26 protein-coding genes are annotated in these 22,430 nt (G+C 76.4%); 15 read left to right on the top strand and 11 right to left on the bottom strand.

Annotated features, from left to right (window positions below):
- Window positions 1-140: 140 nt before the first annotated feature.
- The 7 genes from egtB (at window position 141) to egtE (ending at window position 6,006) form a co-directional block, all read left to right on the top strand.
- Entirely contained in the window at window positions 141-1,433 is a 1,293-nt protein-coding gene (egtB, locus tag ACFO3M_RS22075; protein ID WP_387994174.1) for an ergothioneine biosynthesis protein EgtB, read from the top strand.
- Between the two features lie 2 nt (window positions 1,434-1,435).
- A complete protein-coding gene (gene egtC / locus ACFO3M_RS22070) occupies window positions 1,436-2,125 on the top strand; it encodes an ergothioneine biosynthesis protein EgtC (protein WP_387994171.1) in 690 nt (229 codons plus the stop codon).
- Window positions 2,126-2,149: 24 nt separating this feature from the next.
- The gene (gene egtD / locus ACFO3M_RS22065; RefSeq protein WP_387994168.1) at window positions 2,150-3,112 is read left to right on the top strand and encodes an L-histidine N(alpha)-methyltransferase; all 963 of its coding nucleotides are present in this window, start codon (window positions 2,150-2,152) and stop codon (window positions 3,110-3,112) included.
- Between the two features lie 68 nt (window positions 3,113-3,180).
- The gene (locus ACFO3M_RS22060; protein ID WP_387994165.1) at window positions 3,181-3,402 is read left to right on the top strand and encodes a sortase family protein; all 222 of its coding nucleotides are present in this window, start codon (window positions 3,181-3,183) and stop codon (window positions 3,400-3,402) included.
- A gap of 50 nt (window positions 3,403-3,452) precedes the next feature.
- On the top strand, window positions 3,453-4,052 hold the full coding sequence (locus tag ACFO3M_RS22055; protein WP_387994162.1) for an RNA polymerase sigma factor: 600 nt from the start codon (window positions 3,453-3,455) through the stop codon (window positions 4,050-4,052).
- Window positions 4,033-4,866 (top strand): anti-sigma factor, encoded by an 834-nt coding sequence (locus tag ACFO3M_RS22050; protein ID WP_387994159.1) that lies wholly within the window; start codon window positions 4,033-4,035, stop codon window positions 4,864-4,866. Before ACFO3M_RS22055 ends, ACFO3M_RS22050 begins: the two co-directional genes overlap by 20 nt.
- A gap of 9 nt (window positions 4,867-4,875) precedes the next feature.
- Entirely contained in the window at window positions 4,876-6,006 is a 1,131-nt protein-coding gene (gene egtE / locus ACFO3M_RS22045) for an ergothioneine biosynthesis PLP-dependent enzyme EgtE (RefSeq protein WP_387994157.1), read from the top strand.
- 25 nt (window positions 6,007-6,031) lie between these two features.
- On the opposite strand, the gene ACFO3M_RS22040 is transcribed toward egtE, so the two are convergent.
- A complete protein-coding gene (locus ACFO3M_RS22040) occupies window positions 6,032-7,426 on the bottom strand; it encodes an 8-oxoguanine deaminase (RefSeq protein WP_387994154.1) in 1,395 nt (464 codons plus the stop codon).
- 133 nt (window positions 7,427-7,559) lie between these two features.
- Between ACFO3M_RS22040 and ACFO3M_RS22035 the strand changes: the two genes are divergently transcribed.
- From ACFO3M_RS22035 to pucD, 3 genes are read left to right on the top strand one after another with little or no spacing between them, the layout of a single operon-like run.
- Window positions 7,560-8,435, top strand: coding sequence for an FAD binding domain-containing protein (locus tag ACFO3M_RS22035; RefSeq protein ID WP_387994151.1), 876 nt, complete (start codon window positions 7,560-7,562; stop codon window positions 8,433-8,435).
- A complete protein-coding gene (locus ACFO3M_RS22030; protein WP_387994148.1) occupies window positions 8,426-8,914 on the top strand; it encodes a (2Fe-2S)-binding protein in 489 nt (162 codons plus the stop codon). The genes ACFO3M_RS22035 and ACFO3M_RS22030 overlap by 10 nt, the downstream gene beginning before the upstream one ends.
- Complete coding sequence (pucD, locus tag ACFO3M_RS22025; protein WP_387994145.1) at window positions 8,911-11,289, top strand: xanthine dehydrogenase subunit D; 2,379 nt, start codon at window positions 8,911-8,913, stop codon at window positions 11,287-11,289. The genes ACFO3M_RS22030 and pucD overlap by 4 nt, the downstream gene beginning before the upstream one ends.
- Here pucD and ACFO3M_RS22020 read toward each other — a convergent pair.
- Entirely contained in the window at window positions 11,276-12,016 is a 741-nt protein-coding gene (locus tag ACFO3M_RS22020) for an SDR family NAD(P)-dependent oxidoreductase (RefSeq protein ID WP_387994142.1), read from the bottom strand. The two genes, pucD and ACFO3M_RS22020, sit on opposite strands and share 14 nt — an antisense overlap.
- Before the next feature lie 27 nt (window positions 12,017-12,043).
- Entirely contained in the window at window positions 12,044-13,039 is a 996-nt protein-coding gene (gene alc, locus ACFO3M_RS22015) for an allantoicase (protein ID WP_387994139.1), read from the bottom strand.
- 83 nt (window positions 13,040-13,122) lie between these two features.
- On the opposite strand from alc, the gene ACFO3M_RS22010 reads away from it, so the two are divergent.
- A complete protein-coding gene (locus tag ACFO3M_RS22010; protein ID WP_387994136.1) occupies window positions 13,123-13,284 on the top strand; it encodes a hypothetical protein in 162 nt (53 codons plus the stop codon).
- A gap of 36 nt (window positions 13,285-13,320) precedes the next feature.
- Here the strand turns inward: ACFO3M_RS22010 and allB are convergent, their stop codons facing one another.
- From allB to ACFO3M_RS21970, 8 genes are read right to left on the bottom strand one after another with little or no spacing between them, the layout of a single operon-like run.
- Entirely contained in the window at window positions 13,321-14,634 is a 1,314-nt protein-coding gene (gene allB, locus ACFO3M_RS22005; protein WP_387994133.1) for an allantoinase AllB, read from the bottom strand.
- Window positions 14,631-15,314 (bottom strand): urease accessory protein UreD, encoded by a 684-nt coding sequence (locus ACFO3M_RS22000; protein ID WP_387994130.1) that lies wholly within the window; start codon window positions 15,312-15,314, stop codon window positions 14,631-14,633. The genes allB and ACFO3M_RS22000 overlap by 4 nt, the downstream gene beginning before the upstream one ends.
- Entirely contained in the window at window positions 15,311-15,985 is a 675-nt protein-coding gene (ureG, locus tag ACFO3M_RS21995; protein ID WP_387994127.1) for an urease accessory protein UreG, read from the bottom strand. Before ureG ends, ACFO3M_RS22000 begins: the two co-directional genes overlap by 4 nt.
- Window positions 15,975-16,613: an urease accessory protein UreF gene (locus ACFO3M_RS21990; protein WP_387994124.1), complete on the bottom strand. Its 639-nt coding sequence runs from the start codon at window positions 16,611-16,613 to the stop codon at window positions 15,975-15,977. Before ACFO3M_RS21990 ends, ureG begins: the two co-directional genes overlap by 11 nt.
- A 15-nt stretch (window positions 16,614-16,628) precedes the next feature.
- The gene (locus ACFO3M_RS21985; protein ID WP_387994121.1) at window positions 16,629-18,350 is read right to left on the bottom strand and encodes an urease subunit alpha; all 1,722 of its coding nucleotides are present in this window, start codon (window positions 18,348-18,350) and stop codon (window positions 16,629-16,631) included.
- Entirely contained in the window at window positions 18,350-18,652 is a 303-nt protein-coding gene (locus ACFO3M_RS21980) for an urease subunit beta (protein ID WP_387994118.1), read from the bottom strand. The genes ACFO3M_RS21985 and ACFO3M_RS21980 overlap by 1 nt, the downstream gene beginning before the upstream one ends.
- Entirely contained in the window at window positions 18,649-18,951 is a 303-nt protein-coding gene (locus ACFO3M_RS21975; protein ID WP_387994115.1) for an urease subunit gamma, read from the bottom strand. The genes ACFO3M_RS21980 and ACFO3M_RS21975 overlap by 4 nt, the downstream gene beginning before the upstream one ends.
- A gap of 58 nt (window positions 18,952-19,009) precedes the next feature.
- Window positions 19,010-20,140: an epoxide hydrolase family protein gene (locus ACFO3M_RS21970; RefSeq protein ID WP_387994111.1), complete on the bottom strand. Its 1,131-nt coding sequence runs from the start codon at window positions 20,138-20,140 to the stop codon at window positions 19,010-19,012.
- 110 nt (window positions 20,141-20,250) lie between these two features.
- Between ACFO3M_RS21970 and ACFO3M_RS21965 the strand changes: the two genes are divergently transcribed.
- From ACFO3M_RS21965 to ACFO3M_RS21950, 4 genes are read left to right on the top strand one after another with little or no spacing between them, the layout of a single operon-like run.
- Complete coding sequence (locus tag ACFO3M_RS21965) at window positions 20,251-20,613, top strand: GntR family transcriptional regulator (protein WP_387994108.1); 363 nt, start codon at window positions 20,251-20,253, stop codon at window positions 20,611-20,613.
- Entirely contained in the window at window positions 20,610-21,551 is a 942-nt protein-coding gene (locus ACFO3M_RS21960) for an ABC transporter ATP-binding protein (protein WP_387994105.1), read from the top strand. Before ACFO3M_RS21965 ends, ACFO3M_RS21960 begins: the two co-directional genes overlap by 4 nt.
- Window positions 21,548-21,961 carry a hypothetical protein gene (locus ACFO3M_RS21955; protein ID WP_387994102.1) on the top strand — a complete coding sequence of 138 codons (414 nt, stop codon included), beginning with the start codon at window positions 21,548-21,550 and terminating at the stop codon, window positions 21,959-21,961. Before ACFO3M_RS21960 ends, ACFO3M_RS21955 begins: the two co-directional genes overlap by 4 nt.
- Window positions 21,962-21,982: 21 nt before the next feature.
- Window positions 21,983-22,246 (top strand): hypothetical protein, encoded by a 264-nt coding sequence (locus tag ACFO3M_RS21950; RefSeq protein WP_387994099.1) that lies wholly within the window; start codon window positions 21,983-21,985, stop codon window positions 22,244-22,246.
- Window positions 22,247-22,430 lie beyond the last annotated feature (184 nt).

Here is a 22,430-nt window from a genome sequence, read left to right as displayed (position 1 = left end):
GCCGGGCGCGGCCGCGGCACCGGCGACGTCCTCGCGGGCGACGCCGGCGACGGCGGCCCCGCGGCCGCCCTGGCCGCCGCCACCGAGACCGCCCCGCAGACCGCCACCGAGACCGCCCCCGTCGACCCGGAGGTGCACCCGTGAGCACGACGCACGAGCGGCTCGCCCGCGAACTGGAGACCGCCCGGCAGCGGACGCTGCTGCTCACCGACCTCGACGAGCCCGAGCTGCTGCGCCAGCACAGCCCGCTGATGAGCCCGCTGGTGTGGGACCTCGCGCACGTCGGCCAGCAGGAGGACCTGTGGCTGCTGCGCCACGGCGACGCCCGCCGCGCCGGCCTGCTCCCGCCCGCCGTCGAGGCGCTCTACGACGCCTTCACCCACCCGCGCGCGGTCCGGGACCGGCTGCCGCTGCTGCCGCCGGTGGAGGCGCGCTCGTTCGTCGCCGAGGTGCGCGGCCGGGTGCTCGACCGGATCGGGCGCGCCGGGCCGGACGACGACCCGTTCGACGTCGCGATGGTCGTCAGCCACGAGGCCCAGCACACCGAGACGATGCTGCAGACGCTCGGGCTGCGCGTCGGTCCGCCGGTGCTGGGCACGGGCGGCCCGCTGCCGGCCGGCCGGCCCGGGGTGGCCGGGACGTCGGTGCCCGTGCCCGCCGGGCCGTTCGTGATGGGCGTGGACGCCGCCGACGAGCCGTTCGCGCTGGACAACGAGCGCGGCGCGCACGTGGTCGACGTGCCCGCCTTCCGCATCGGCCGGGTGCCGGTGACCAACGCCGAGTACGCGGCGTTCGTCGCCGACGGCGGCTACGACACCCCCGGTTGGTGGTCGCCGCGGGGCTGGGCGCACCGGCAGGAGGCCGGGCTCGAGCGGCCGCTGTACTGGGGCCCGGGCGGCGCCCGCACCCGCTTCGGCGTGCTCGAGGACGTCCCGCCCGACGAGCCGGTCCAGCATGTCACGTTCTTCGAGGCCGAGGCGTACGCGGCGTGGGCCGGCGCCCGGCTGCCCACCGAGGCGGAGTGGGAGAAGGCCGCCGCGTGGGACCCGGCGACCGGCCGCCGGCGCCGCTGGCCCTGGGGCGACGGCGGCCCGACGCCGGCGCTGGCCAACCTGGGCGGGTCGGCGCTGCGCCCGGCGCCGGTGGGCGCCTACCCGGCGGGTGCGTCGGCGTACGGCGTGGAGCAGGCGGTCGGCGACGTCTGGGAGTGGACGTCGTCGGGCTTCGAGGCCTATCCCGGGTTCACGCCGATGCTCTACGCCGACTACTCGGCGCCCTTCTTCGGCGGCGACTACCGGGTGCTGCGCGGCGGCTCGTGGGCGGTGGACCCCTCCATCCTGCGGCCGTCGTTCCGCAACTGGGACCACCCCGTGCGGCGCCAGGTGTTCAGCGGCATCCGGCTGGCGTGGGACGTCGACGAGGCGGGTGCCTGACCGTGTGCCGTCACCTCGCCTGGCTGGGGCGGCCGCGGTCGGTGGCCTCACTGGTCCTCGAGCCGCCGTCGTCGCTGCTGGTGCAGTCCTGGGCGCCGCGGCGGCAGCGGTACGGCACCGTGAACGCCGACGGCTGGGGCGTCGGCTTCTTCGCCCCCGGTCGGGCGGAGCCGGTGCGGTGGCGCTCGGCGCGGCCGCTGTGGGCCGACCCGTCGTTCGCCTCGGTGGCGCCGGTGCTGGAGTCCGGGTGCGTGGTGGCCGCGGTCCGCTCGGCGACGGTGGGCATGCCGCTGGAGGAGAGCGCCGCGGCGCCGTTCACCGACGGCCGCTGGCTGCTGTCGCACAACGGCCGGGTCGACCGCGCGGCGCTCCCGCCGGTGCGCGACGCCGAGTCGACGGTGGACAGCGCGCTGCTGGCCGCGCTCGTGTTCTCCCGCGGCCCGGACCGGCTCGGCGACACCGTGCGCGAGGTGGCCGCCGCCGACCCCGCCGCCCGGCTCAACCTGCTCGCCGCCGACGGCACCCGGCTGCTGGCCACGACCTGGGGCGACACGCTCTCCGCCCTGGTCACCGCCGAGGGGACGGCGCTGGCCAGCGAACCCTGGGACGACGACCCCGCGTGGACCGACGTGCCCGACCGCTCGCTGGTCGAGGTGACCCCGGACGGCCTGACCGTCACCCCGCTGACCTGACCCGCCCGCGAGCCGAGGAGACCCGTGACGACGACCCGCCACCTCGCCCCCGCCGACGTCGCGGCCGCGCTGCGCGCCGACGCCCTCGCCGGGCTGACCGCGACGCCGAAGGCGCTGCCGCCGCGCTGGTTCTACGACGCCCACGGCAGCGAGCTGTTCGACGAGATCACCCGGCTGCCCGAGTACTACCCGACCCGCGCCGAGCGGGCGGTGCTGGCCGCGCACGCCGGGGAGGTCGCCGCGGCCTCCGGCGCCGAGGTGCTCGTCGAGCTGGGCAGCGGCACGTCGGAGAAGACCCGCCTGCTGCTGGACGCGCTGACCCGGGCCGGCACGCTGCGGCGGTTCGTCCCCTGCGACGTCGACCCGTCGGTGCTCGCCGCCGCCGCGGAGGCGGTCACCGCCGAGTACCCGGGCATCGCCGTCGACCCCGTCGTCGGGGACTTCACCGCGCACCTGGGCCTGCTGCCCCGCGGCGGGCGGCGGCTGGTGGCCTTCCTCGGCTCGACGATCGGCAACCTCGAACCCGGCCCGCGGACGGCGTTCCTGGCCGAGCTGGCCGGCACGCTCGCACCGGGCGACTCCTTCCTGCTCGGCACCGACCTGGTCAAGGACCCCGGCCGGCTGGTCCGCGCCTACGACGACGCCGCCGGCGTCACCGCGGAGTTCAACCGCAACGTGCTGCGGGTGCTGGACCGCGAGCTCGGCGCCGACTTCGACCCGGCGGCGTTCGACCACGTCGCGGTGTGGGACCCGGCGGACGAGTGGATCGAGATGCGGCTGCGCGCGCGGACCGCGCAGGTGGTCACCGTGCCGGCGCTGGACCTGACCGTGCGCTTCGCCGCGGGCGAGGAGATGCGCACCGAGGTGTCGGCGAAGTTCCGCCGGGAGGGCGTCGAGGCCGAGCTGGCGGCGGCCGGCCTGCGGACGACGCACTGGTGGACCGACCCGGACGGCGACTTCGCCGTCTCGCTGTCCACCCCCGGCTGAGGTCCCTGCATCCGGACCTGCGGGGACGCCGGAAGAGGAGGTGCCAGCCCCCGATCCCGGAGGACCCGGTGACCCGGACCCGCACCCTCGGCCTCGTTCCCGTCGCCGGCGCGACGACGCGGTGGCGGGTGGTCGCGCGGGAGCTGCTGGACGAGCAGGCGCTGCCGGTGGACCTGCTCCCCACGCGCGAGGGGCCGCCGCGGCTGACGCCGGTCACCTGCGGCGGACCGTTCCTCCCCGGCGTCGGCAGCCACCGCGGCGACGTCGGGGTGGCGGAGCCGGCGCCGTGACCGGGCTCCTCGAGCCCCGGACCGGCCGGGCGGGCCCTAGGGTCGGTGCGGTGGACAGCCAGGCGGAGCCGGCGCCCTCGGGCGCGGCCGAGCCGGACGACGCCGAGGTCGCCCGGCGCTTCGCCGCGGGCGAGGAGCAGGCGCTGGCCTGGGCCTACGAGCGGTGGGCGGCGCTGGTGCACGGCATGGGGGTGCGCGCGTTCGGCCCCGGGCCCGACGCCGAGGACGTCACCCAGCAGACCTTCGTCTCCGCCTGGACCGGCCGGGCCGGCTACCGCGCCGACCAGGGCCCGCTGCCGGGCTGGCTGGTCGGCATCTGCCGCCACAAGATCGCCGACACGTGGGCGCGGCGGGACCGCCAGCGGCGCGCCGCCGAGGCCGCGCTGGCCGAGGCTCAGGCGGCGCCGCCCGGCGGACAGGCCCCGGTGGACAGCACGGTCGCCGACCGGGTGCTGCTGCTCGGCGAGCTGGACCGCCTCGGCCAGCCGCAGCGCGGCATCATCGAGCTCGCCTTCTTCGCCGACCTCACGCACGTGCAGATCGCCGAGCGCACCGGCCTGCCGCTGGGGACGGTCAAGAGCCACATCCGGCGCACCCTCGAGCGCCTGCGCGACCGGTTGGAGGTGGGCGGTGCCGCACTGCACGCCTGAGGACCTCGCGCTGGCCGCGCTCGGCGAGCCGCTCCCCGACGACGCCGCGCACCTGGCCGGCTGCGCGGCCTGCGGCGCCGAGGTGGCGCGGCTGCGCCGGGCCGGCGACGCGCTGGCCGTGCCGGAGCTCGCCGCCTCCGGGCCGCCGGTCGCGCCGCCGCCGTCGCTGTGGGCGCGGATCGCCGCGGCCACCGGGGTGCGCGTGGCGCCGCGCCCGGGCGTCGTCGCGACGTCGGGGCCCCCGGCCGGCCCGGTGCCCGACGTCGTCCCGGTGGCGCCGCCCGTTCCCGGGGCCCCGCCGGTGCCCGAGGAGCCGGTGCTCCACGAGCCGGACGAGCCGATCCCGCCGGTTGCGCCGGTCGTGCCGGTCGTGCCGCTGCGGCCGCGGCGGTCGCGGCTGGCGCTCGCCGCCGCGGCGGCGCTGGTGGCGGGGCTGGCCATCGGCGCCGGGGCGGTCGCGCTCGGCAGCCGGGACGACGCCGGCGAGCCGGTCGCCGCGACCGTGCTCGACCCGCTGGAGGGCAGCGACGCCTCCGGACGCGCCGAGGTGGTCGAGCGGGCCGACGGCACGCGGGTGCTGCAGGTCGAGCTCACCGCCGGCGCGCCGGAGGAGGGCTACTACGAGGCGTGGCTGCTGACGGAGTCGGTGTCCGGGCTGGTCCCGCTGGGCGTCGTCCGCGCGGGCACCGAGGAGTTCGAGCTGCCCGCGGGCCTGGACCTGGCCGAGTACCCGGTCGTCGACGTCTCGGTGGAGCCGCTCGACGGCGACCCGGCCCACTCCGGGGTCTCCATCGTCCGCGGGCAGCTGTCCTAGCGTCAGGGAGTGACCGCGCTCGACCTGCTGCTCCCCCACGACGACCTCGCCGACTCCTGGCGCGCCGCCCGCCCCCGCCCGGCGGGCCGGCACCTGGACTCGGCGGCCTGCAGCCGGCAGAGCAACCGGGTGCTCGAGGCGGTCGCGCACCACGCCCGGCACGAGGCGGAGCTCGGCGGCTACGTGGCCGAGGCGACCGCGGGCGACCTGCTCCAGCAGGGCCGCAGCGTCATCGGCGGGCTGGTCGGCATGGCCGCCGCCGACGTCGTCTTCGTGGAGTCCGCGCAGGCCGCGCTCACCGCGCTGCTGGCCGCCTGGCGGCTGCCGGCCGGCACACGGGTGGCCTGCCCGCCCGGGGAGTACGCGCCGAACGCCGCCCTGCTGCGCGCCGCGGGGCTGGTGCCCGAGCCGATGGCCGTCGACGGCGACGGGCGGGTCGACGTCGCCGCGCTCGAGCGGTCGCTGGCCGCCGGCCCGCCGCGGTTCGTGCACCTCACGCACGTGGCCAGCCACCGCGGCGTCGTCCAGCCGGCGGCCGAGGTCGCGGCGCTGTGCCGGGCGCACGGCGTGCCGCTGGTGCTCGACGCCGCCCAGTCGCTCGGGCACGTCGACGTCGACCTCGGCGCCGACGTCGTCTACTCGACCTCGCGCAAGTGGTTGGCCGGCCCGCGCGGGGTCGGTGTCCTGTGCGCGCGGCCGGCGGTGGCCGCGGAGCTGGTCCCGGCCCTCCCCGCCCCGGCCGACCTGCCGCCCCTGCGCGCGCTGGAGAGCGGCGAGGCGCACGTGGCCGGCCGCGTCGGGCTGGTCCTCGCCGTCGGAGAGCACCTGGCCGCGGGCCCGCACCGGGTGCGCGAGCGGCTGGCCGCGCTGGGCCGGGCGGCGCGGCGGGTCCTCGACGGCGCCGGCGGCTGGCGGGTGGTGGAGCCGCTCGACGAGCCGACCGCGACCACGACGCTGCGCCCGCCGGACGGCGTCGACGTCGTCGCCACCCGGGCGCGGCTGCTCACCGAGCACGGCGTCGTCACCACGGCGGTCGAGCCCGGTCGCGCGCCGGCGGAGCTGACCGGCTGGGTGCTGCGGGTGTCCCCGCACGTCGACGGCACCCTCGACGACCTCGAGGCCCTCGCCGCCGCCCTCTGATCCGCCTTTCGCGCGCGAAAGGCGACTACAGGGGCGCCTGGATGCGCTCGCTCACCCGGCGGTGGACGGCGAGCTGCTCGTCGAGGCCGGGGTGCACGGGCACGCCGTCCTCCACCACGAACCGCCCGCCGACGACGGTGTGCCGCGCGGCCACCGGCCCGCAGCGCAGCCACGCCTCCACCGGGTCGCTCAGCGCACCCGCGAACGCCGGCCCGGTCAGCGGCCAGACGGCCAGGTCGCCGCACGCGCCCACCGACAGCTCCCCGATCTCGCCGGTGCGCCCGAGGCAGGCGGCGCCGCCGCGGGTGGCGATCTCCAGCGCGTCGCGGGCGCCGAACGACCCGGCGCCGTGCCGCAGCTTGCCCTGCAGCATCGCCGTCCGGGCCTCGAGCCACAGCGACGCCGCGTCCGCCGACGCCGACCCGTCCACGCCCAGCCCCACCGGCGCCCCGGCCGCCCGCAGCTCGGCCACCGGCGACAGGCCGCTGCCCAGCACCATGTTCGACGACGGGCAGTGCGCGGCACCCACCCGCGCAGCGCCGAGCCGGGTCACCTCCTCGGCCGAGGGCCACACCACGTGGGCCAGCCACACCCGGTCGGACATCCAGCCGACGTCGGCCAGGTAGTCGACCGGGCGGCGGCCGAAGCGCTCCAGGCAGAACGCGTCCTCGTCCTGCGTCTCGGCGAGGTGGGTGTGCAGCCGGACGTCGAGCCGCTCGGCCAGCTCCGCCGTCCGCGTCATCAGCTCCGTCGACACGCTGAACGGTGAGCAGGGCGCCAGCGCGATGCGGGTCAGCGCGTGCGGGGAGCGGTCGTGGTGGGCGTCCACCAGGCGCTGCGACTCGGCCAGGACCTCGTCGTCGTCCTGGACGACGGAGTCCGGCGGCAGCCCGCCGTCCTTCACCGACAGCGACATCGACCCGCGGGTGAAGTGCGACCGCACGCCGAGGTCCTGCGCCGCGCGCACCTCGGCGCCGATCAGGTCGCCGGCACCGCGCGGGTGCACGTAGAGGTGGTCGGTCGAGGTGGTGCAGCCGGCCAGCGCGAGCTCGGTGAGCCCGACGTAGGCCGACACGTACGCGGCCTCCTCGTCCAGCCGCGCCCACAGCGGGTACAGGGTGACCAGCCACTCGAAGAGCCCGCCGGTCAGCGCGGGCGCGAACGAGCGGGTGAGGTTCTGGTACAGGTGGTGGTGGGTGTTGACCAGCCCGGGCGTCACCAGGCAGCCGCGCGCGTCGACCGTGCGGGCCGCGACCGGCCGCGGGTCCCCGGGCCCGCCGACCCCGCTCACCACCCCGCCGGTCACGGCGACCCAGCCGCCGGCGATCTCCCGCCGGCCGTCGTCGACGGTGGCGAGCAGGTCGGCATCGTGGACGAGCAGGTCGGCAGAGGGCACCAGCAGGTCGGCGGTCGTCTCCACCCGCGGCATCCTGCCGACCGCGTGTGAACACGGCGAGTCGCCACGTGCCGTCAGGCAACCCGGCCGGAACGAACCGGGGCTACCGTGACCGTCCCCCGGGAACCCGGCCCGCCTGATCCGACCAGGAGCGACGATGGACTTCCTGCAGCCCACGACGTGGGCGGAGGTGCTGGAGGCGAAGGCCGCCCACCGCGACGCCGTGCCCATCGCCGGGGGCACCGACGTCATGGTCGCGATCAACTTCGGCCGGCTGCGTCCGCCGCTGCTGCTGGACCTCACGCGGGTCGCCGAGCTGCAGACCTGGGAGCCCGACGACGGTGCCGTGCGGCTGGGCGCCGGCGTCCCCTACGCCCGGGTCATCGCCGAGCTCGGCGACCGGCTGCCGGGGCTGGCGATGGCCGCCCGCACCATCGGCTCGCCGCAGATCCGCAACCGGGGCACCGTCGGCGGCAACCTGGCCACCGCCTCCCCGGCCGGCGACGCGCACCCCGCGCTGCTGGCCGCCGGCGCCGAGGTCGAGGTGGCGTCGGTCCGCGGCACCCGCCGGATCCCGGTCGCCGAGTTCTACACCGGCGTCAAGCGCTCCGCGCTGGCCGACGACGAGCTGATCGCCGCCGTGCGGATCACCCCGCCCGCCGGCCCGCAGCAGTACAGCAAGATCGGCACGCGCAACGCCATGGTCATCGCCGTCGCCGCGTTCGGGCTGGCGCTGCACCCCGACCGCCGCGCCGTCGGCACCGGCATCGGGTCGGCGGCGCCCACGCCGCGCCGCGCCCCCGCCGCCGAGGAGTTCCTCGCCGGGGAGCTCGACGGCCTGTGGGAGTCCCGCGCCGAGCTGCCGCCGGCCACCGCCGCCCGCTTCGGCGAGCTGGTGGCCGGGGCGGCGGCGCCCATCGACGACGTCCGCGGCACCGCCCGCTACCGCGTCCACGCACTCTCGGTCATGGCCCGGCGCACGCTGACCTGGGCCTGGGCCGACTACCGGAAGGGGGACCCGACGTGCGCCTGACCTGCACCGTCAACGGCACGCCGCAGCAGGTGGACGACGTCTGGGAGGGCGAGAGCCTGCTGTACGTGCTGCGTGAGCGGATGGGCCTGCCCGGCTCGAAGAACGCCTGCGAGCAGGGCGAGTGCGGCTCGTGCACCGTCTACCTCGACGGGCTGCCGGTGTGCGCCTGCCTGGTCGCCGCCGGGCAGGCGCAGGGCCGGGAGGTCGGCACCGTCGAGGGGCTGGCGGGCGAGGACGGGCTGCACCCGGTCCAGGAGGCGTTCCTCGAGGCCGGCGCCGTCCAGTGCGGCTTCTGCACGCCCGGGCTGCTGGTGGCCACCGACGACCTGGTCCGCCGCGCCCGCGACGAGGGCCGCAGGCCCGCCGACGCCGAGATCCGCGAGGCGCTGGCCGGGAACCTCTGCCGCTGCACCGGCTACGAGAAGATCCTGGACGCCGTCCGGCTCGCGGCCGACCGCATGGCAGGTGACGCGCGATGAGCACCCCCACCCGCGCCCCGAGCGGCGCCCCCTCCCACCTGACCGGCCCCGGCAGCGGCGGCGGCGGGGTCGGCACCGACGCGCAGCGCCCCGACGGCGTCCTCAAGGTCCGCGGCGAGTTCGCCTACGCCAGCGACCTGTGGACCGACGACATGCTGTGGGGCGTCACGCTGCGCAGCCCCCACCCCTACGCCCGGATCCGCTCGATCGACGTCGGCCCGGCGCTGGCCGTCCCCGGCGTGCACGCCGTCCTCACCTCCGACGACGTCCCCGGCGAGAAGGTCTACGGCCTCGAACTGGCCGACCAGCCGGTGCTCGCCCTCGACGTCGTCCGCTACCAGGGCGAGCCGGTGGCGCTGGTCGCCGCCGACCACCCCGACACCGCCCGGCGCGCCGCGGCGCGGATCGTCGTCGACTACGACGTCTGGGAGCCGGTCACCGACGCCCGCGCGGCGCTGGGCCACCCCACCTGGAACCAGGTGCACGACGCGCCGGCCGAGGTCACCGAGCTCAGCCGGGAGAGCGCGCACCTGCACCCGCACGGCAACCTGGTGCGCCACCTCAAGGTCCGCAAGGGCGACCCCGCGCCCACCGCGGACGTCGTCGTGGTCGGCGAGTACGAGGTCGGCATGCAGGACCAGGCGTTCCTGGGCCCGGAGTCCGGGCTGGCGGTGCCCGCCGAGGACGGCGGCGTCGACCTGTACGTGGCCACCCAGTGGCTGCACGTGGACCAGCGCCAGGTCTGCGCGGCGCTGGGCATGCCGCCGGAGCGGGTGCGGCTGACCCTGGCCGGCGTCGGCGGCGCGTTCGGCGGCCGCGAGGACCTGTCGATGCACGTGCACGCCTGCCTGCTCGCGCTGCACACCGGCCGGCCGGTGAAGATGTCCTACAACCGCGAGGAGTCCTTCTTCGGCCACGTGCACCGCCACCCGGCGACCATGCGCTACGAGCACGGCGCCACCCGCGACGGCGACCTGGTCTACGTGAAGGCGGAGATCCACTTCGACGGCGGCGCCTACGCCTCCAGCACGCCGGCGGTCGTGGGCAACGGCGGCACGATGGGCATCGGCCCCTACGTCGTCCCCAACGTGCACGTCGACTGCTACGGCGCGTACACCAACAACCCGCCGTGCGGCGCCATGCGGGGGTTCGGGTCGGTGCAGACCGCCTTCGCCTACGAGGCGCAGATGGACGCGCTCGCCGCCGAGCTCGGCATGGACCCGGTCGAGCTGCGCTGCCGCAACGCGATGGAGCAGGGCTCGGAGACGCCCACCGGCCAGGTGGTCGACAGCCCCGCGCCCGTCGCGGAGCTGCTGCGCCGGCTGGAGGCGATGCCGCTGCCCCCGGCGCCCGCCACCGGCGACGACGTCGACCTGCGGCACATGCCCGGCGGCGTCTCCAACACCACCCACGGCGAGGGGGTGCGCCGCGGCGTCGGGTACGCCGTCGCCTACAAGAACGTGGCCTTCTCCGAGGGCTTCGACGACTACTCGACCGCGCGGGTGCGGCTGGAGGTGGTCGGCGGCGAGGCGGTGGCGACCGTGCACACCGCGGCGGCCGAGGTCGGCCAGGGCCTGGTCACCGTCGAGCAGCAGATCGCCCGCACCGAGCTCGGCGTGGACGCCGTCGTGCTCCACCCGAAGGACACCGGCGTCGGGTCGGCCGGGTCCAGCTCGGCGTCCCGGCAGACCTACGTCACCGGCGGCGCGGTCAAGGCCGCGTGCGAGGCGGTCCGCGGCCGGGTGCTGGAGCTCGCGCGGTCCGCCGTCGGCCGGCCGGTGGCCGACCTGCGGCTGGACGGCGGGAAGGTCGTGTCCGACCTCGAGGGCGTGGCGCTCCCGCTGGCCGACGTGCTCGGCGACGAGGCGGTCGAGGAGACCGTCGAGTGGCGGCACCGGCCGACCCAGGCGATCGACCCCGAGACCGGCCAGGGCTTCGCGCACGTGCAGTACGCCTTCTCCGCGCACCGGGCCGTGGTCGACGTCGACACCGAGCTGGGCCTGGTCAAGGTCGTGGAGATGGCCTGCACGCAGGACGTCGGCAAGGCGATCAACCCGCAGGCCGTCGTCGGGCAGATCCAGGGCGGCACCGCGCAGGGGCTGGGCCTGGCGGTGATGGAGGAGATCCTGGTCCGCGACGGCCGGGTGCAGAACCCGTCGTTCACCGACTACCTCATCCCGACCGTGCTCGACATGCCGCCGATGCGCATCGAGGTGCTGGAGTACGCCGACCCGCACGCGCCCTACGGCCTGCGCGGCGTCGGCGAGGCACCCAACATCTCCTCCGGCCCCGCGGTGCTCGCCGCGATCCGCCAGGCGACCGGCCTGCCGCTGCGCCGCGTCCCCGTCCGCCCGGAGCACGTCACCCGGACCTGATCCCCGCCAGCCGGTCCATCGCGGCCAGCACGCGGTCCTGCAGGGCCGGGTCCTCCAGGGCGCGCGGCGTCCGCGCGGGACGGCGGCCGGCGGTGTAGCCGCCGGGCCAGTCGCCGGCCGCGGCCAGCGCCACCCGGGCGCCGCCGTCCTCGACGTCGCCCGGCGCGCCCGGGGAGGCCAGCTTGGTGCGCACCCAGCCCGGGTCGACCGCGCCCACCCGCAGGTGCGGCAGGCGCCGGGCCCAGCCGAGGGACAGGACGACGTCGAGCGCCTTGGAGTCGGCGTAGGCGCGCCCCGGTTCCCGCGGGCCGCCAAGATCGTCCGGGTCGACGCGGCCCGAGCCGACCATGCCGCTGCCGAGGAAGACCAGCCGCTCCCGGACCCGCTCGTGCGCCAGGGCGGTGAGCAGGTGCGGGGCGAGCGCGTTGACGGCGAACGCGAGCTCGTGGCCCTGCGCGCTGACCGGCGCGCCGTCCGGCGGCCACACGCCGGCGTTGTGCACGAGCACGTCCAGCTCCCCGAGCTGCCCGGCGAGCGAACGCACCTGGTCGAGGTCGGCCAGGTCGCCGGTGACCAGCCGGACGTCGCCGAGCCGGCCGAGCTCCTCGGCGACCGGGGCGCCGCGGGCCTCGCTGCGCGCGTGCAGGACGACGGTGTGCCCGTCGCCCAGCAGCCGCCGCGCGGCCGCCCGGCCGATGCCGTCGGTGGAGCCCGTGATCGCGATCACCGAACCTGAGTGAGCCACGGACCGGCCCTACCCGCGCGTCGTCGCCTCCCACCGCTGCCGCAGGGCGGCGCGGCCGGCCTCGGTCGGGCGGCCCCACAGCCGCAGCCGGGCCATGCCGCCGTCGGGGAAGACGTCCAGCCGCACCGCGGTCACCGCGGCGTCGCCGGGCAGGACGAACCGGTGCCGGGTGTCGGGCTGCAGCGGCGTGCGGGGCAGCAGCTCCACCTCGGCGCCGTCCGCCGTCCGGCCGGTCAGGGCCGCCGCGCCGGGCGCGTTGCCGAGGAACCACGACGTGTCGAGCTCGGCGAGGGTCACGGTGCCCTCGCAGGCCAGCGCCACGTCGACCCAGTCGTTGCCGTCGTCGCGGCGGCGGGCGTTCTCCCAGCCCTCGCCCATCGAGCGGGCCTCGCCACGGCCGATGAGCTGGTGCGGGCTGCCGTAGAAGGCGTTGCTCACCCCGGTCACCCGGCCGCCGTTCTCCAGCGCGGCGAGGTCGCACGGGCCGGCGTCGACCAGGCGCGGGTCGGGCACGACCTCGCCGTGCACCCGCAGCCGCGCGACGCCGCCGTCGGGGTGGATGGACAGCCGCACGTGCGTCACCCGCGGCCCCGGCTCGACGGCGAAGCGGTTCGCCGTCCCGCCGGCCAGGTCCGACAGCGGCAGCAGCGGGGACCAGTCGGCGTCGGCCAGCGCGGACGCCGGGGGGTGCCCCTCGACGGAGGCGCCCTCCAGCGCGGCCCGCGGCGGGTAGTTGCCGAGGAAGAACGCGGTGTCGACGACGACCGCGTGCACCACGCCCGGCATGCCGAGGCGCACGACCGCCCAGTCGTGCCCGGGCTCGCGCCGCCGGCGGGTCTCCCAGCCGTCGTACTCCTTGCCGCGGGCGCCGAAGTCGTCGCGCGCCCGCGCCGGCCCGGGCAGGACCAGGTTCTCCTTGCCGGCGAAGAACTCGTCGTTGGCGGCGACCACGGCGCCGCCCTGGGTGCGGACGGCGAGGTCGGGCAGGTCGAACGGGTCGCTCACGGGGCTCCTCGGGGTTCGGCGGGGGTCACTGTCGCACGGGCGGGGTAGGGGGCCGGGGTCAGCGAGAGATCCGAGGAGGCCCCGTGTCCGAACCCACCGACGACCTGCGCGAGCGCGCCCGCGAGCACGTCCGGCAGATGCCGGCCGAGACCGCGCTGGGCAACGCCGACCCCGCCGGCGGCTCCACCGACGACCCGAAGATCATGGACCAGGCCGCCCGCGAGGAGGGCGAGCAGCAGTCCTGACCGGTTCCGCCATTCGCGCGCGGATGGCGGGTCTCGTCAGCGGCTCCCCCGGTCGAGCAGCCGGCCGAGGGGGCTGCCGTCGGCCTCGCGCCCCCGCAGCCAGGTCCGCCGGACGACACCGGTGAGCTCCCGCCCCGCATACGGGGTCACGGGGTTGCGGTGCTCGAGCCGGCTCACGGTGAACCGCTCGTCCGGCGCGAAGGCCACCAGGTCGGCGTCCCTCCCGACGGAGATCGCGCCCTTGCCCGGCAGCCCGGCCAGCCGCGCCGGCGCCGCCGACATCCAGCGCACCACCTCCGCCAGCGGCACCCCGCGGGCCCGCGCGCCGGTCCACACCGTCGGCAGCGCCACCTGCAGCCCCGCGATGCCGCCCCACGCCAGGCCGAAGTCGCCGACGTCGAGCCGCTTGAGCTCCGGCGTGCAGGGTGAGTGGTCGCTGACCACCATGTCGACGTCGCCGGCCGTCAGCGCACCCCACAGCGCCTCCCGGTGCACCGTCTCCCGGATCGGCGGGCAGCACTTGTACGCGGTGTCGCCGTCGGGCACCTCCTCGGCGGCGAACGTCAGGTAGTGCGGGCAGGTCTCCGCGGTGATCCGCGCGCCGGACGCCCGCGCGGCGCGCAGCAGCGGCAGCGCGTCGCCGTCGGCCAGGTGGACGACGTGGCTGCGCGCGCCGGTGTCCCGCGCGGCGTCGACCAGCCGGCCGATCGCCGTCTCCTCCGCCGCGGGCGGGCGGGAGGCGAGGAACGCCGCGTAGCTGACGCCGGCGGGCTCGGGCGCCGCGCCGATCACCGCCTCGTCCTCGGCGTGCGCGATCAGCAGCCCGTCGAACGACGCCAGCTCGGCCAGCGCGGCGCGCAGCCCGGCGTCGTCCAGCGGCGGGAACTCCGGGACGCCGGAGTCGAGCAGGAAGCACTTGAACCCGACGACGCCGGCCTCGTGCATCGGCCGCAGCTCCGCGAGGTTGCCGGGCACCGCGCCGCCCCAGAAGGCGACGTCGACGGCGACCTGCCCGGCCGCCACCTCCCGCTTGACCCGCAGCGCCTCGACCGTGGTGGTGGCCGGCACGGAGTTCAGCGGCATGTCCACGATCGTGGTGATCCCGCCGGCGGCCGCGGCCCGGGTGGCGGTGGCGAAGCCCTCCCACTCGGTGCGGCCGGGCTCGTTGACGTGCACGTGGCTGTCGACCAGCCCGGGCAGCAGCACCTCGTCGTCGGCGAGGGTGACCGCGCCGGCCGGGACGTCGTCGAAGCCGGTGACCGCGGTGACCACGCCGTCGGCGGTGTGCACCGCGGCGGCGCGCTCGCCGCCGGGCAGCACCACCCGCCGCGCCCGGACGACGAGCGTCACGCCACCGCCTCCACCGCGCGCACCACGGAGTGCAGCTCGGCGCCCCACGCGGTGGCCACCCACCCGTTCTCCAGCGGCAGGCGGACGGCGTCGTCGGCGGTCAGCACCCCGGCAGCCTGCCCCACGTGCACCGTGGACGCGTAGGCGCGCGGCGCGACCGGCGGCAGCCAGGCCGGCGCCCCCGGCCCCAGGCCGACGGTCGTGTGCACCAGCGGCCGCCCGTCGGCGACCACCCGCGTGGTGCCGGTCCACCGGCCCGGCTCCTCGCCGGTGCGGCCGAGCAGCACCTGCTCGGTGGCGGTGAGCCGGGCGCCGGGCGCCAGCGACGCCGCCAGCCCCGCCCGGTGGTGCGCCCGGGCGGTGACGACGGTGGGCTCCATCCGCAGGTCCAGCTGCCCGGCCACCTCGGCGACGACGCGCTGCACCGAGGGCCGGTCGCCCTCGCGGGCGGGCAGCGCGACGGCGGCGGCCACCGAGCGCACCGCCAGCGTGGCGCCCTCCTCGACCACCAGCCGGACCTCCGCGTCGTCTCCGCCCAGCGGGCCGAACGCCGTCGCCACCAGGTGGACGGCGGACGGACCGGTCCGGCGCACCGCCAGCTGCCCGCTCGCGCGGACCACCGGCAGCACCGTGCGCCCGCCGGGCCCGCGCCGCGCGACGACCTCGACCCGGGTCCTCACGCCCGCTGCGGCCGGCGGGCCCGCACCTGCTCGCGCACCCACTCGGCCACCTCCGTGGCGGCCGGGTCCTCCCGCAGCGAGACGAGCAGGGTCGGCTTGTCCCCGCGCACCACCGCGGAGTCGCGCCGCATCACGTCGAGGTCGGCGCCCACCAGCGGCGCGAGGTCGGTCTTGTTCACCACGAGCAGGTCGCTCGCGGTGACCCCGGGCCCGCCCTTGCGCGGCACCTTGTCCCCGCCGGCGACGTCGACGACGAAGACCTGCACGTCGACGAGCCCGTAGCTGAAGCTCGCCGTCAGGTTGTCCCCGCCGGACTCGACGAGCACCAGCTCCAGCCCGGGGTGGCGCGCCTCGAGCAGCTCGACGGCGTCGAGGTTGGCGGTGATGTCGTCGCGGATCGCGGTGTGCGGGCAGCAGCCGGTCTGCACCGCCTCGATCCGGTCGTCGGGGAGGACGGCGTTGCGGCGCAGGAAGTCGGCGTCCTCGGTCGTGTAGATGTCGTTGGTGACGACGGCGAGGTCGTACTCCGCGCCGAGCGTGCGGCACAGGGCGGCGGCCAGCGCGGTCTTCCCCGAGCCGACCGGGCCGCCGAGCCCGACGCGCAGCGGCCCGCCGTGCCGGTGCGGGACCTCCGCGTCGACGTAGTCCTGGACGTTGTGGTCAGGAGGCAAAGAAGCGGTCCCCTCTCGTGGCGTGCACCTCGGCCAGCAGGTCGAGGAGCGGGTCGGTGTCGGCGGGGATCTCGCCATTCGCGCGCGAGAGGCAGTCCTCGGCGACGGCGTCGATCTCCGGCGCGAGCCGCGCGGTGACGGCGGCGACGGTGAGCGGGTCCATGGCGAGCAGCCGCTGGGCCGCCGTCGCCGGGCCGCTGACCGACAGGTAGGCGGCCGCCGCGGCGGCGTCCCGGGCGGCCAGCCCGCCCGCGGCCGCGGCGACCCCGATCGCGACCGGGTGGTGCGGCGCGGCGGGCAGCGCGTCCCAGGCCGGCGAGGGCCACGCCCGGCGGCCCACCCGCACCAGCCCGCGCCCCTGCTGCCGCGACGCGGCCCGCAGCGCCGGCGACGGCGTCCGCGCGTCCGCCTCCAGGTCGAGCGCCGCGAGGTCCTCCCCTCGGCACGCGGCGGCGGCGAGACCCGCCGCCACCGCACCGGAGGTCGCGAGCCGGCGCAGCAGGAACGCGGCCAGCGATGCCGGGTCCCGCACCAGCCCGGCCGCGACCGCCTGCTCCACCCCGCCGGAGTGCGCGTGCCCGCCCGCGGGGAGCCGCGAGTCGGCCAGGGTCAGCAACGCTGAAGACATGGGGCGAGGTGTCCTCTAGAACAGGAAGTACCGCTGCGCCATCGGCAGCTCGCGCACCGGCTCGGGCTCCCACACCTCGCCGTCCACGGTCACCGTGAAGGTGTCCGGGTCGACCCGGATCTCCGGCAGCGCGGTGTTCTCCGGCATGTCCGCCTTGGTGAGCCGGGTGGTGTCGGTGACCGCGGCCAGCCGCCGGTCGATGGCCAGCCGGTCGCCGAGCCCTGCCTCCAGCGCGGCGGGCGCGACGAAGTGCAGCGAGGTCAGCGCCGGCACCTTCCCGTACGCGCCGAACATCGGCCGCGGCAGCTGCGGCTGCGGCGTCGGGATGGAGGCGTTGGCGTCGCCCATCTGCGCCCACGCGATGACCCCGCCCTTGAGCACCGCGTGCGGGCGGACGCCGAAGAACCGGGGGTCCCACAGCACGAGGTCGGCGAGCTTGCCCGGCTCCACCGAGCCCACCTCGCCGTCGATGCCGTGCGCCACCGCCGGGCAGATCGTGTACTTCGCGACGTACCGGCGGGCGCGGGCGTTGTCCGCGGCGCCGTCGCCGGCCAGCGACCCGCGCTTGCGCTTCATCACGTGCGCCGTCTGCCAGGTGCGCAGGACCACCTCGCCCACCCGGCCCATCGCCTGCGCGTCCGAGCCGATCATCGAGATGGCGCCGAGGTCGTGCAGCAGGTCCTCGGCGGCGATCGTCGTCGGCCGGATCCGGCTCTCGGCGAAGGCGAGGTCCTCCGGCACGGACGAGTCCAGGTGGTGGCAGACCATGAGCATGTCGAGGTGCTCGTCGAGGGTGTTCACGGTGTGCGGCCGGGTCGGGTTCGTGCTGCTCGGGAGGACGTTCGGGTGTCCGGCCACGGTGATGATGTCCGGCGCGTGACCGCCCCCGGCCCCCTCGGTGTGGTACGCGTGGATCGACCGCCCGGCGATCGCGGCCAGGGTGTCCTCGACGAAGCCGGCCTCGTTGAGCGTGTCCGAGTGCAGCGCCACGGGGACGCCGTTGCGCCCGGCCACGGTCAGGCAGGCGTCGATCGCCGCGGGCGTCGAGCCCCAGTCCTCGTGCAGCTTGAACCCGCTCGCCCCGCCGCGGAGCTGCTCCTCCATCGACTCCTGCGAGACGGTGTTGCCCTTGCCCAGCAGCGCGACGTTGACCGGCCACGGGTCCATCGCCTCGAGCATCCGGGCCAGGTACCAGTCGCCCGGGGTGATCGTGGTGGCCTTCGAGCCCTCCGCCGGGCCGGTGCCCCCGCCGATGAGCGTCGTGACGCCCGAGCCCAGCGCCGTCGGCACGATCTGCGGGCAGATGAAGTGGACGTGGCAGTCGATGCCGCCGGCGGTGAGGATCCGCCCGTTGCCGGCCATCACCTCCGTGCCGGGTCCGATGACCAGGTCCGGGTGGACGCCGTCCATCGTGTCGGGGTTGCCGGCCTTGCCCAGCGCCACGATCCGCCCGTCGCGGACGCCGACGTCGGCCTTGACGACCCCCCAGTGGTCCAGGACGACGGCGCCGGTGATGACCAGGTCGGGCGCGCCCTCGGCCCGGGTGGCGCGGCCCTGCCCCATCGACTCGCGGATGACCTTGCCGCCGCCGAACACCGCCTCCTCACCGGCCCGGCCAGGGCCGCCGCAGCGGTCCTCCTCGACCTCGATCAGCAGGTCGGTGTCGGCCAGCCGGATCCGGTCGCCGGTGGTGGGCCCGTACAGCTGGGCGTAGCGCTCGCGGGACAGCTGCACCATCAGCCGAGCCCTCCCTCGGCGGTGAGGCCGGGGACGACGCGCGCGCCGGCCAGCGGCACCAGCGTCACGGTGCGGGTGATGCCGGGCTCGAACCGGACGGCGGTGCCGGCGGCGACGTCGAGCCGGTGGCCGCGGGCGGCGTCCCGGTCGAACCGCAGCGCCCGGTTGGTCTGCGCGAAGTGGACGTGCGAGCCCACCTGCACGGGCCGGTCGCCGGTGTTGGTCACCTCGAGCTCGGTCCGCGGGGCTCCGGGCAGCGTCTCGATGACGCCCTCGGCCGGGATCACCTCGCCGGGGATCACGGGATGGGCTGGTGGACCGTGACCAGCTTGGTCCCGTCCGGGAAGGTCGCCTCCACCTGCACCTCCTCCAGCAGCTCGGGGACGCCGTCCATGACGTCGTCGCGGGTGAGGACCGTGCGGCCCGACTGCACGAGCTCGGCGACCAGGACGCCGTCGCGGGCGCCCTCCAGCACGTGGTCGGTGACGATCGCCGTCGCCTCCGGGAGGTTCAGCAGCAGCCCCCTCGCGCGCCGTCGGCGGGCGAGGTCGGCGGCGTAGGAGAGCAGCAGGCGCTCCTGCTCGTGCGGGGAGAGGTGCACGCGGGGTCCTCCGGGGTCGGCGGAGCCCGGACGCTAGTTCCCCGATGTGTCGCGGCGGTTACCGGAGCGGGCGGAAGAACTCCCGGACGTCGGCCACCAGCTCCGCCGGCCGCTCCATCGCCGCGAAGTGCCCGCCGCTGTCGTGCTCGCGCCAGGCCCGCAGGTCGGTCAGCTGCCGCTCGGCCCACGCGCGGGGCGGCACGAAGATCTCGCCGGGGAACATCGACACGCCGCTGGGGACGTCGACCCGCGGCGTCCGCTCCCCCGGCGCCCGCGCCATCTCCCAGTACATCCGCGCCGACGACGTCGCCGTGCCGGTGAACCAGTACACCGAGACGTCGTCGAGCAGCCGGTCGACGCCGAGCACCCCGACCGGGTCGCCGCCGGTGTCGGTCCAGGCGTGGAACTTCTCGAGGATCCACGCGCACTGGCCGGCCGGGGAGTCGGTGAGGCCGTAGCCGAGCGTCTGCGGCCGGGTGCGGTGCTGGTGGCTGTAGGCCGAGCCGTCGTCGCGGAAGGCCCGCATCCGGTCCAGCGCCCGCTGCTCGCGCTCGTCGAACTCGCTCCGGCCCTCCGGCGGGACGGTCACCACCATGTTCAGGTGCACCCCGACCACCCGGTCGGGGTGCCGCGCGCCCAGGTTGGCCGACACGAACGACCCGATGTCCCCGCCCTGCGCGCCGAAGCGCTCGTGCCCGAGCCGGCGCATCAACTCCGCCCAGGCGTCGGCGGTCCTCGCCGGCCCCCAGCCGGGTGCCGCCGGCTTCCCGCTCCACCCGTAGCCGGGCAGCGACGGGACGACGACGGTGAAGGCGTCGCGCGGGTCCTCGGGGTCGGTCAGCGGGCCGATCACCTCGAGGAACTCGACCACCGAGCCGGGCCAGCCGTGGGTAAGGACCAGCGGCAGGGCGTCCGGGTGCGGCGAGCGGACGTGCAGGGCGTGCACCGGCAACCCGTCGATCTCGGTGACCACCTGCGGGAACGCGTTGATCCGCGCCTGCCGGGCCGGCCAGTCGTACTCCTGGCCCCAGTACCGGCAGACCTCCTGCAGCACGTCCAGCGGGACGCCCTGGGTCCAGCCCTCCGCCGTCGGCGGGTCCGGCCAGCGGGTGCTCCGGAGCCGGCGGCGCAGGTCCTCCACCGCGTCTGCCGGCACGTCGACGGTGAAGGGCCTGACGACGTCGTCCACGAGCGCGACCGTAGCCGGGGTTGACGCCGTCGACGAACCGGTTCTACGGTTCATTACATGAGTAATGAACCCAGGGACCTCGGGGACCCTGGTAGTGGCCGGCACCCCCGGTGAACGAGGACGCCGGCCCGATCTTCCGGCAGGTCGCCGCCCAGATCGAGAACGCGATCGTCGACGGCTCCCTCGCCGAGGAGAGCCAGGCGCCCTCGTCCAACGAGCTCAGCGCCTTCCACCGCATCAACCCCGCCACCGCGGCCAAGGGCCTCAACCAGCTGGTGGCCGACGGGGTCCTCTACAAGAGACGAGGAGTCGGGATGTTCGTCGCCACGGGCGCCCGCGAGCAGCTGCTCAAGCGCCGCCGCAGCGAGTTCGCCGACCAGTACGTCCGCCCCCTGATGACCGAGGCCCACAAGCTCGGCATCTCCACCCGCGAGCTGGCCACCATGATCGACCGCTGGGAGGACGAGCGGTGAGCGACGCCGCCGCCACGCTCACCGACGTGACGATGCGGTACCGGGAGCACACGGCTCTCGACGGCGTCACCACCGGCTTCGCCACCGACGGCATCACCGGCCTGCTCGGCCGCAACGGGGCCGGCAAGACCACGCTCATGCAACTGCTCGCCGGGCACCGGGTGCCCACCAGCGGCCGGGTGCGGGTACTGGGCGCCGACCCCTACGAGGACGACGCCGTCCTGCAGCAGGTCTGCTTCGTCAAGGAGAGCCAGCGCTACCCCGACCACTTCCGGGTGCGCGACGCGCTCTCCGCGGCCGCCACCCTCTTCCCCACCTGGGACGAGGACCTGGCCCGCGCACTGGTCGCCGACTTCGACCTGCCGGCGCGCCGGCCGGTCGTCAAGCTCTCCCGCGGCATGGTCTCGGCCGTCGGCATCACCATCGGGCTGGCCTCCCGGGCGCCGGTCACGTTCTTCGACGAGCCGTACCTGGGTCTCGACGCCGTCGCCCGGCAGCTCTTCTACGACCGGCTGATCGCCGACTACGCGGAACAGCCCCGCACGATCGTGCTGTCCACGCACCTCATCGAGGAGATCAGCGGCCTGCTCGAGCACGTGGTGCTCCTCGACGCCGGCCGGGTGCTCCTGGACGACGACGCCGAGCGCCTGCGCGCCTCGGCCCTCACCGTCACCGGGCCCGCCGAGCGGGTGGCGGCCCTGGCGCAGGAGCACGAGCTCCTCACCACCGACGCCCTCGGCGGGTCCGCCCGCGCCGTCGTGCGGCTGTGCCGGCCGGTGGACCCCGGGGACCTGGCCGCGGCCGGGCTGACGGTCGAGCCCACCTCGCTGCAGCAGCTCGTGGTCGCGCTCAGCACGCGTCCCGCCGGGACGCCGTCCGCGGCCGCGGCAGCCCGCACCGCCCGCCCGTCCACGCCCTTCGAGGGAGCCACTCGATGAACCGTGTCCTCGCGGCCGCCCGGCTGCACTCGATGAACCCGCTGCTGACCGTCGGGATCCCCTGGGGCGTCGTGTCGCTCAGCTTCGCGATCAACCTGGCGGTCTGGTCGCTCACCGACGCCGGCACCCAGCCGGGAGGGGGCATCACCGGAGGCGTCGCCTCGCTCTACATCACGGTGCTGGTCGTCTTCGTCCAGTCGGTCACCCAGGTGCTGCCGTTCGCGATGGGCATGAGCCTCAGCCGGCGCACCTTCTACCTGGGGACCGCCCTGGCCGCGGTGGCCGCGGCGCTCGCGTACGGCGTCGCGCTGTCGGTCCTGACGTCGATCGAGGACGCGACCGGCGGCTGGGGGATGAGGCTGAACTTCTGGGCCCCGGGGCAGATGGACGTCGACAACACGGCTCTGTAGGTCCTCGTCTCCGGCGCCCCGATGCTCGCCGCGGCCTTCCTGGGCGTCGCCATCGGCGTGGTGATGAAGCGCTGGGGGCAGTTCGGGATCTGGGGCTTGGTGATCGGCGCGATGGTGGTCTTCGGCGGCCTCGCGGTCCTGGTCTCCTGGCGGGGCTGGTGGGGCGACGTCGGCAGCTGGCTCGTCGACGAGTCCGTGCTCACCCTCGCCGTCGCCATCCCGGTGGCCCTGGCGGCCGTGACGGCGGTCCTCTCCTTCACCGGCCTCCGCCGCATCGTCCCCTGACAGCCGACGACGGCATTCCATCCACGGCCCCGGTTCCGTGGTGACGGAACCGGGGCCGTGCGGCATTCCTCCGGGTCCGCGGCGTCGACATCGCCCCGGGAATGCAGAAAGGGCCCCGCACCGGGTGGTGGGGGCCCTTCCTGTGAATGGTTGTCCGGCGGCGTCCTACTCTCCCACCCCGTCT

It is taken from the genome of Geodermatophilus arenarius (assembly GCF_042654585.1).
Lineage (GTDB): Bacteria > Actinomycetota > Actinomycetes > Mycobacteriales > Geodermatophilaceae > Geodermatophilus > Geodermatophilus arenarius.
The sequence above is the reverse complement of the archived record's forward strand: the minus strand, read 5'-3'. Positions and strand labels throughout refer to the sequence as shown.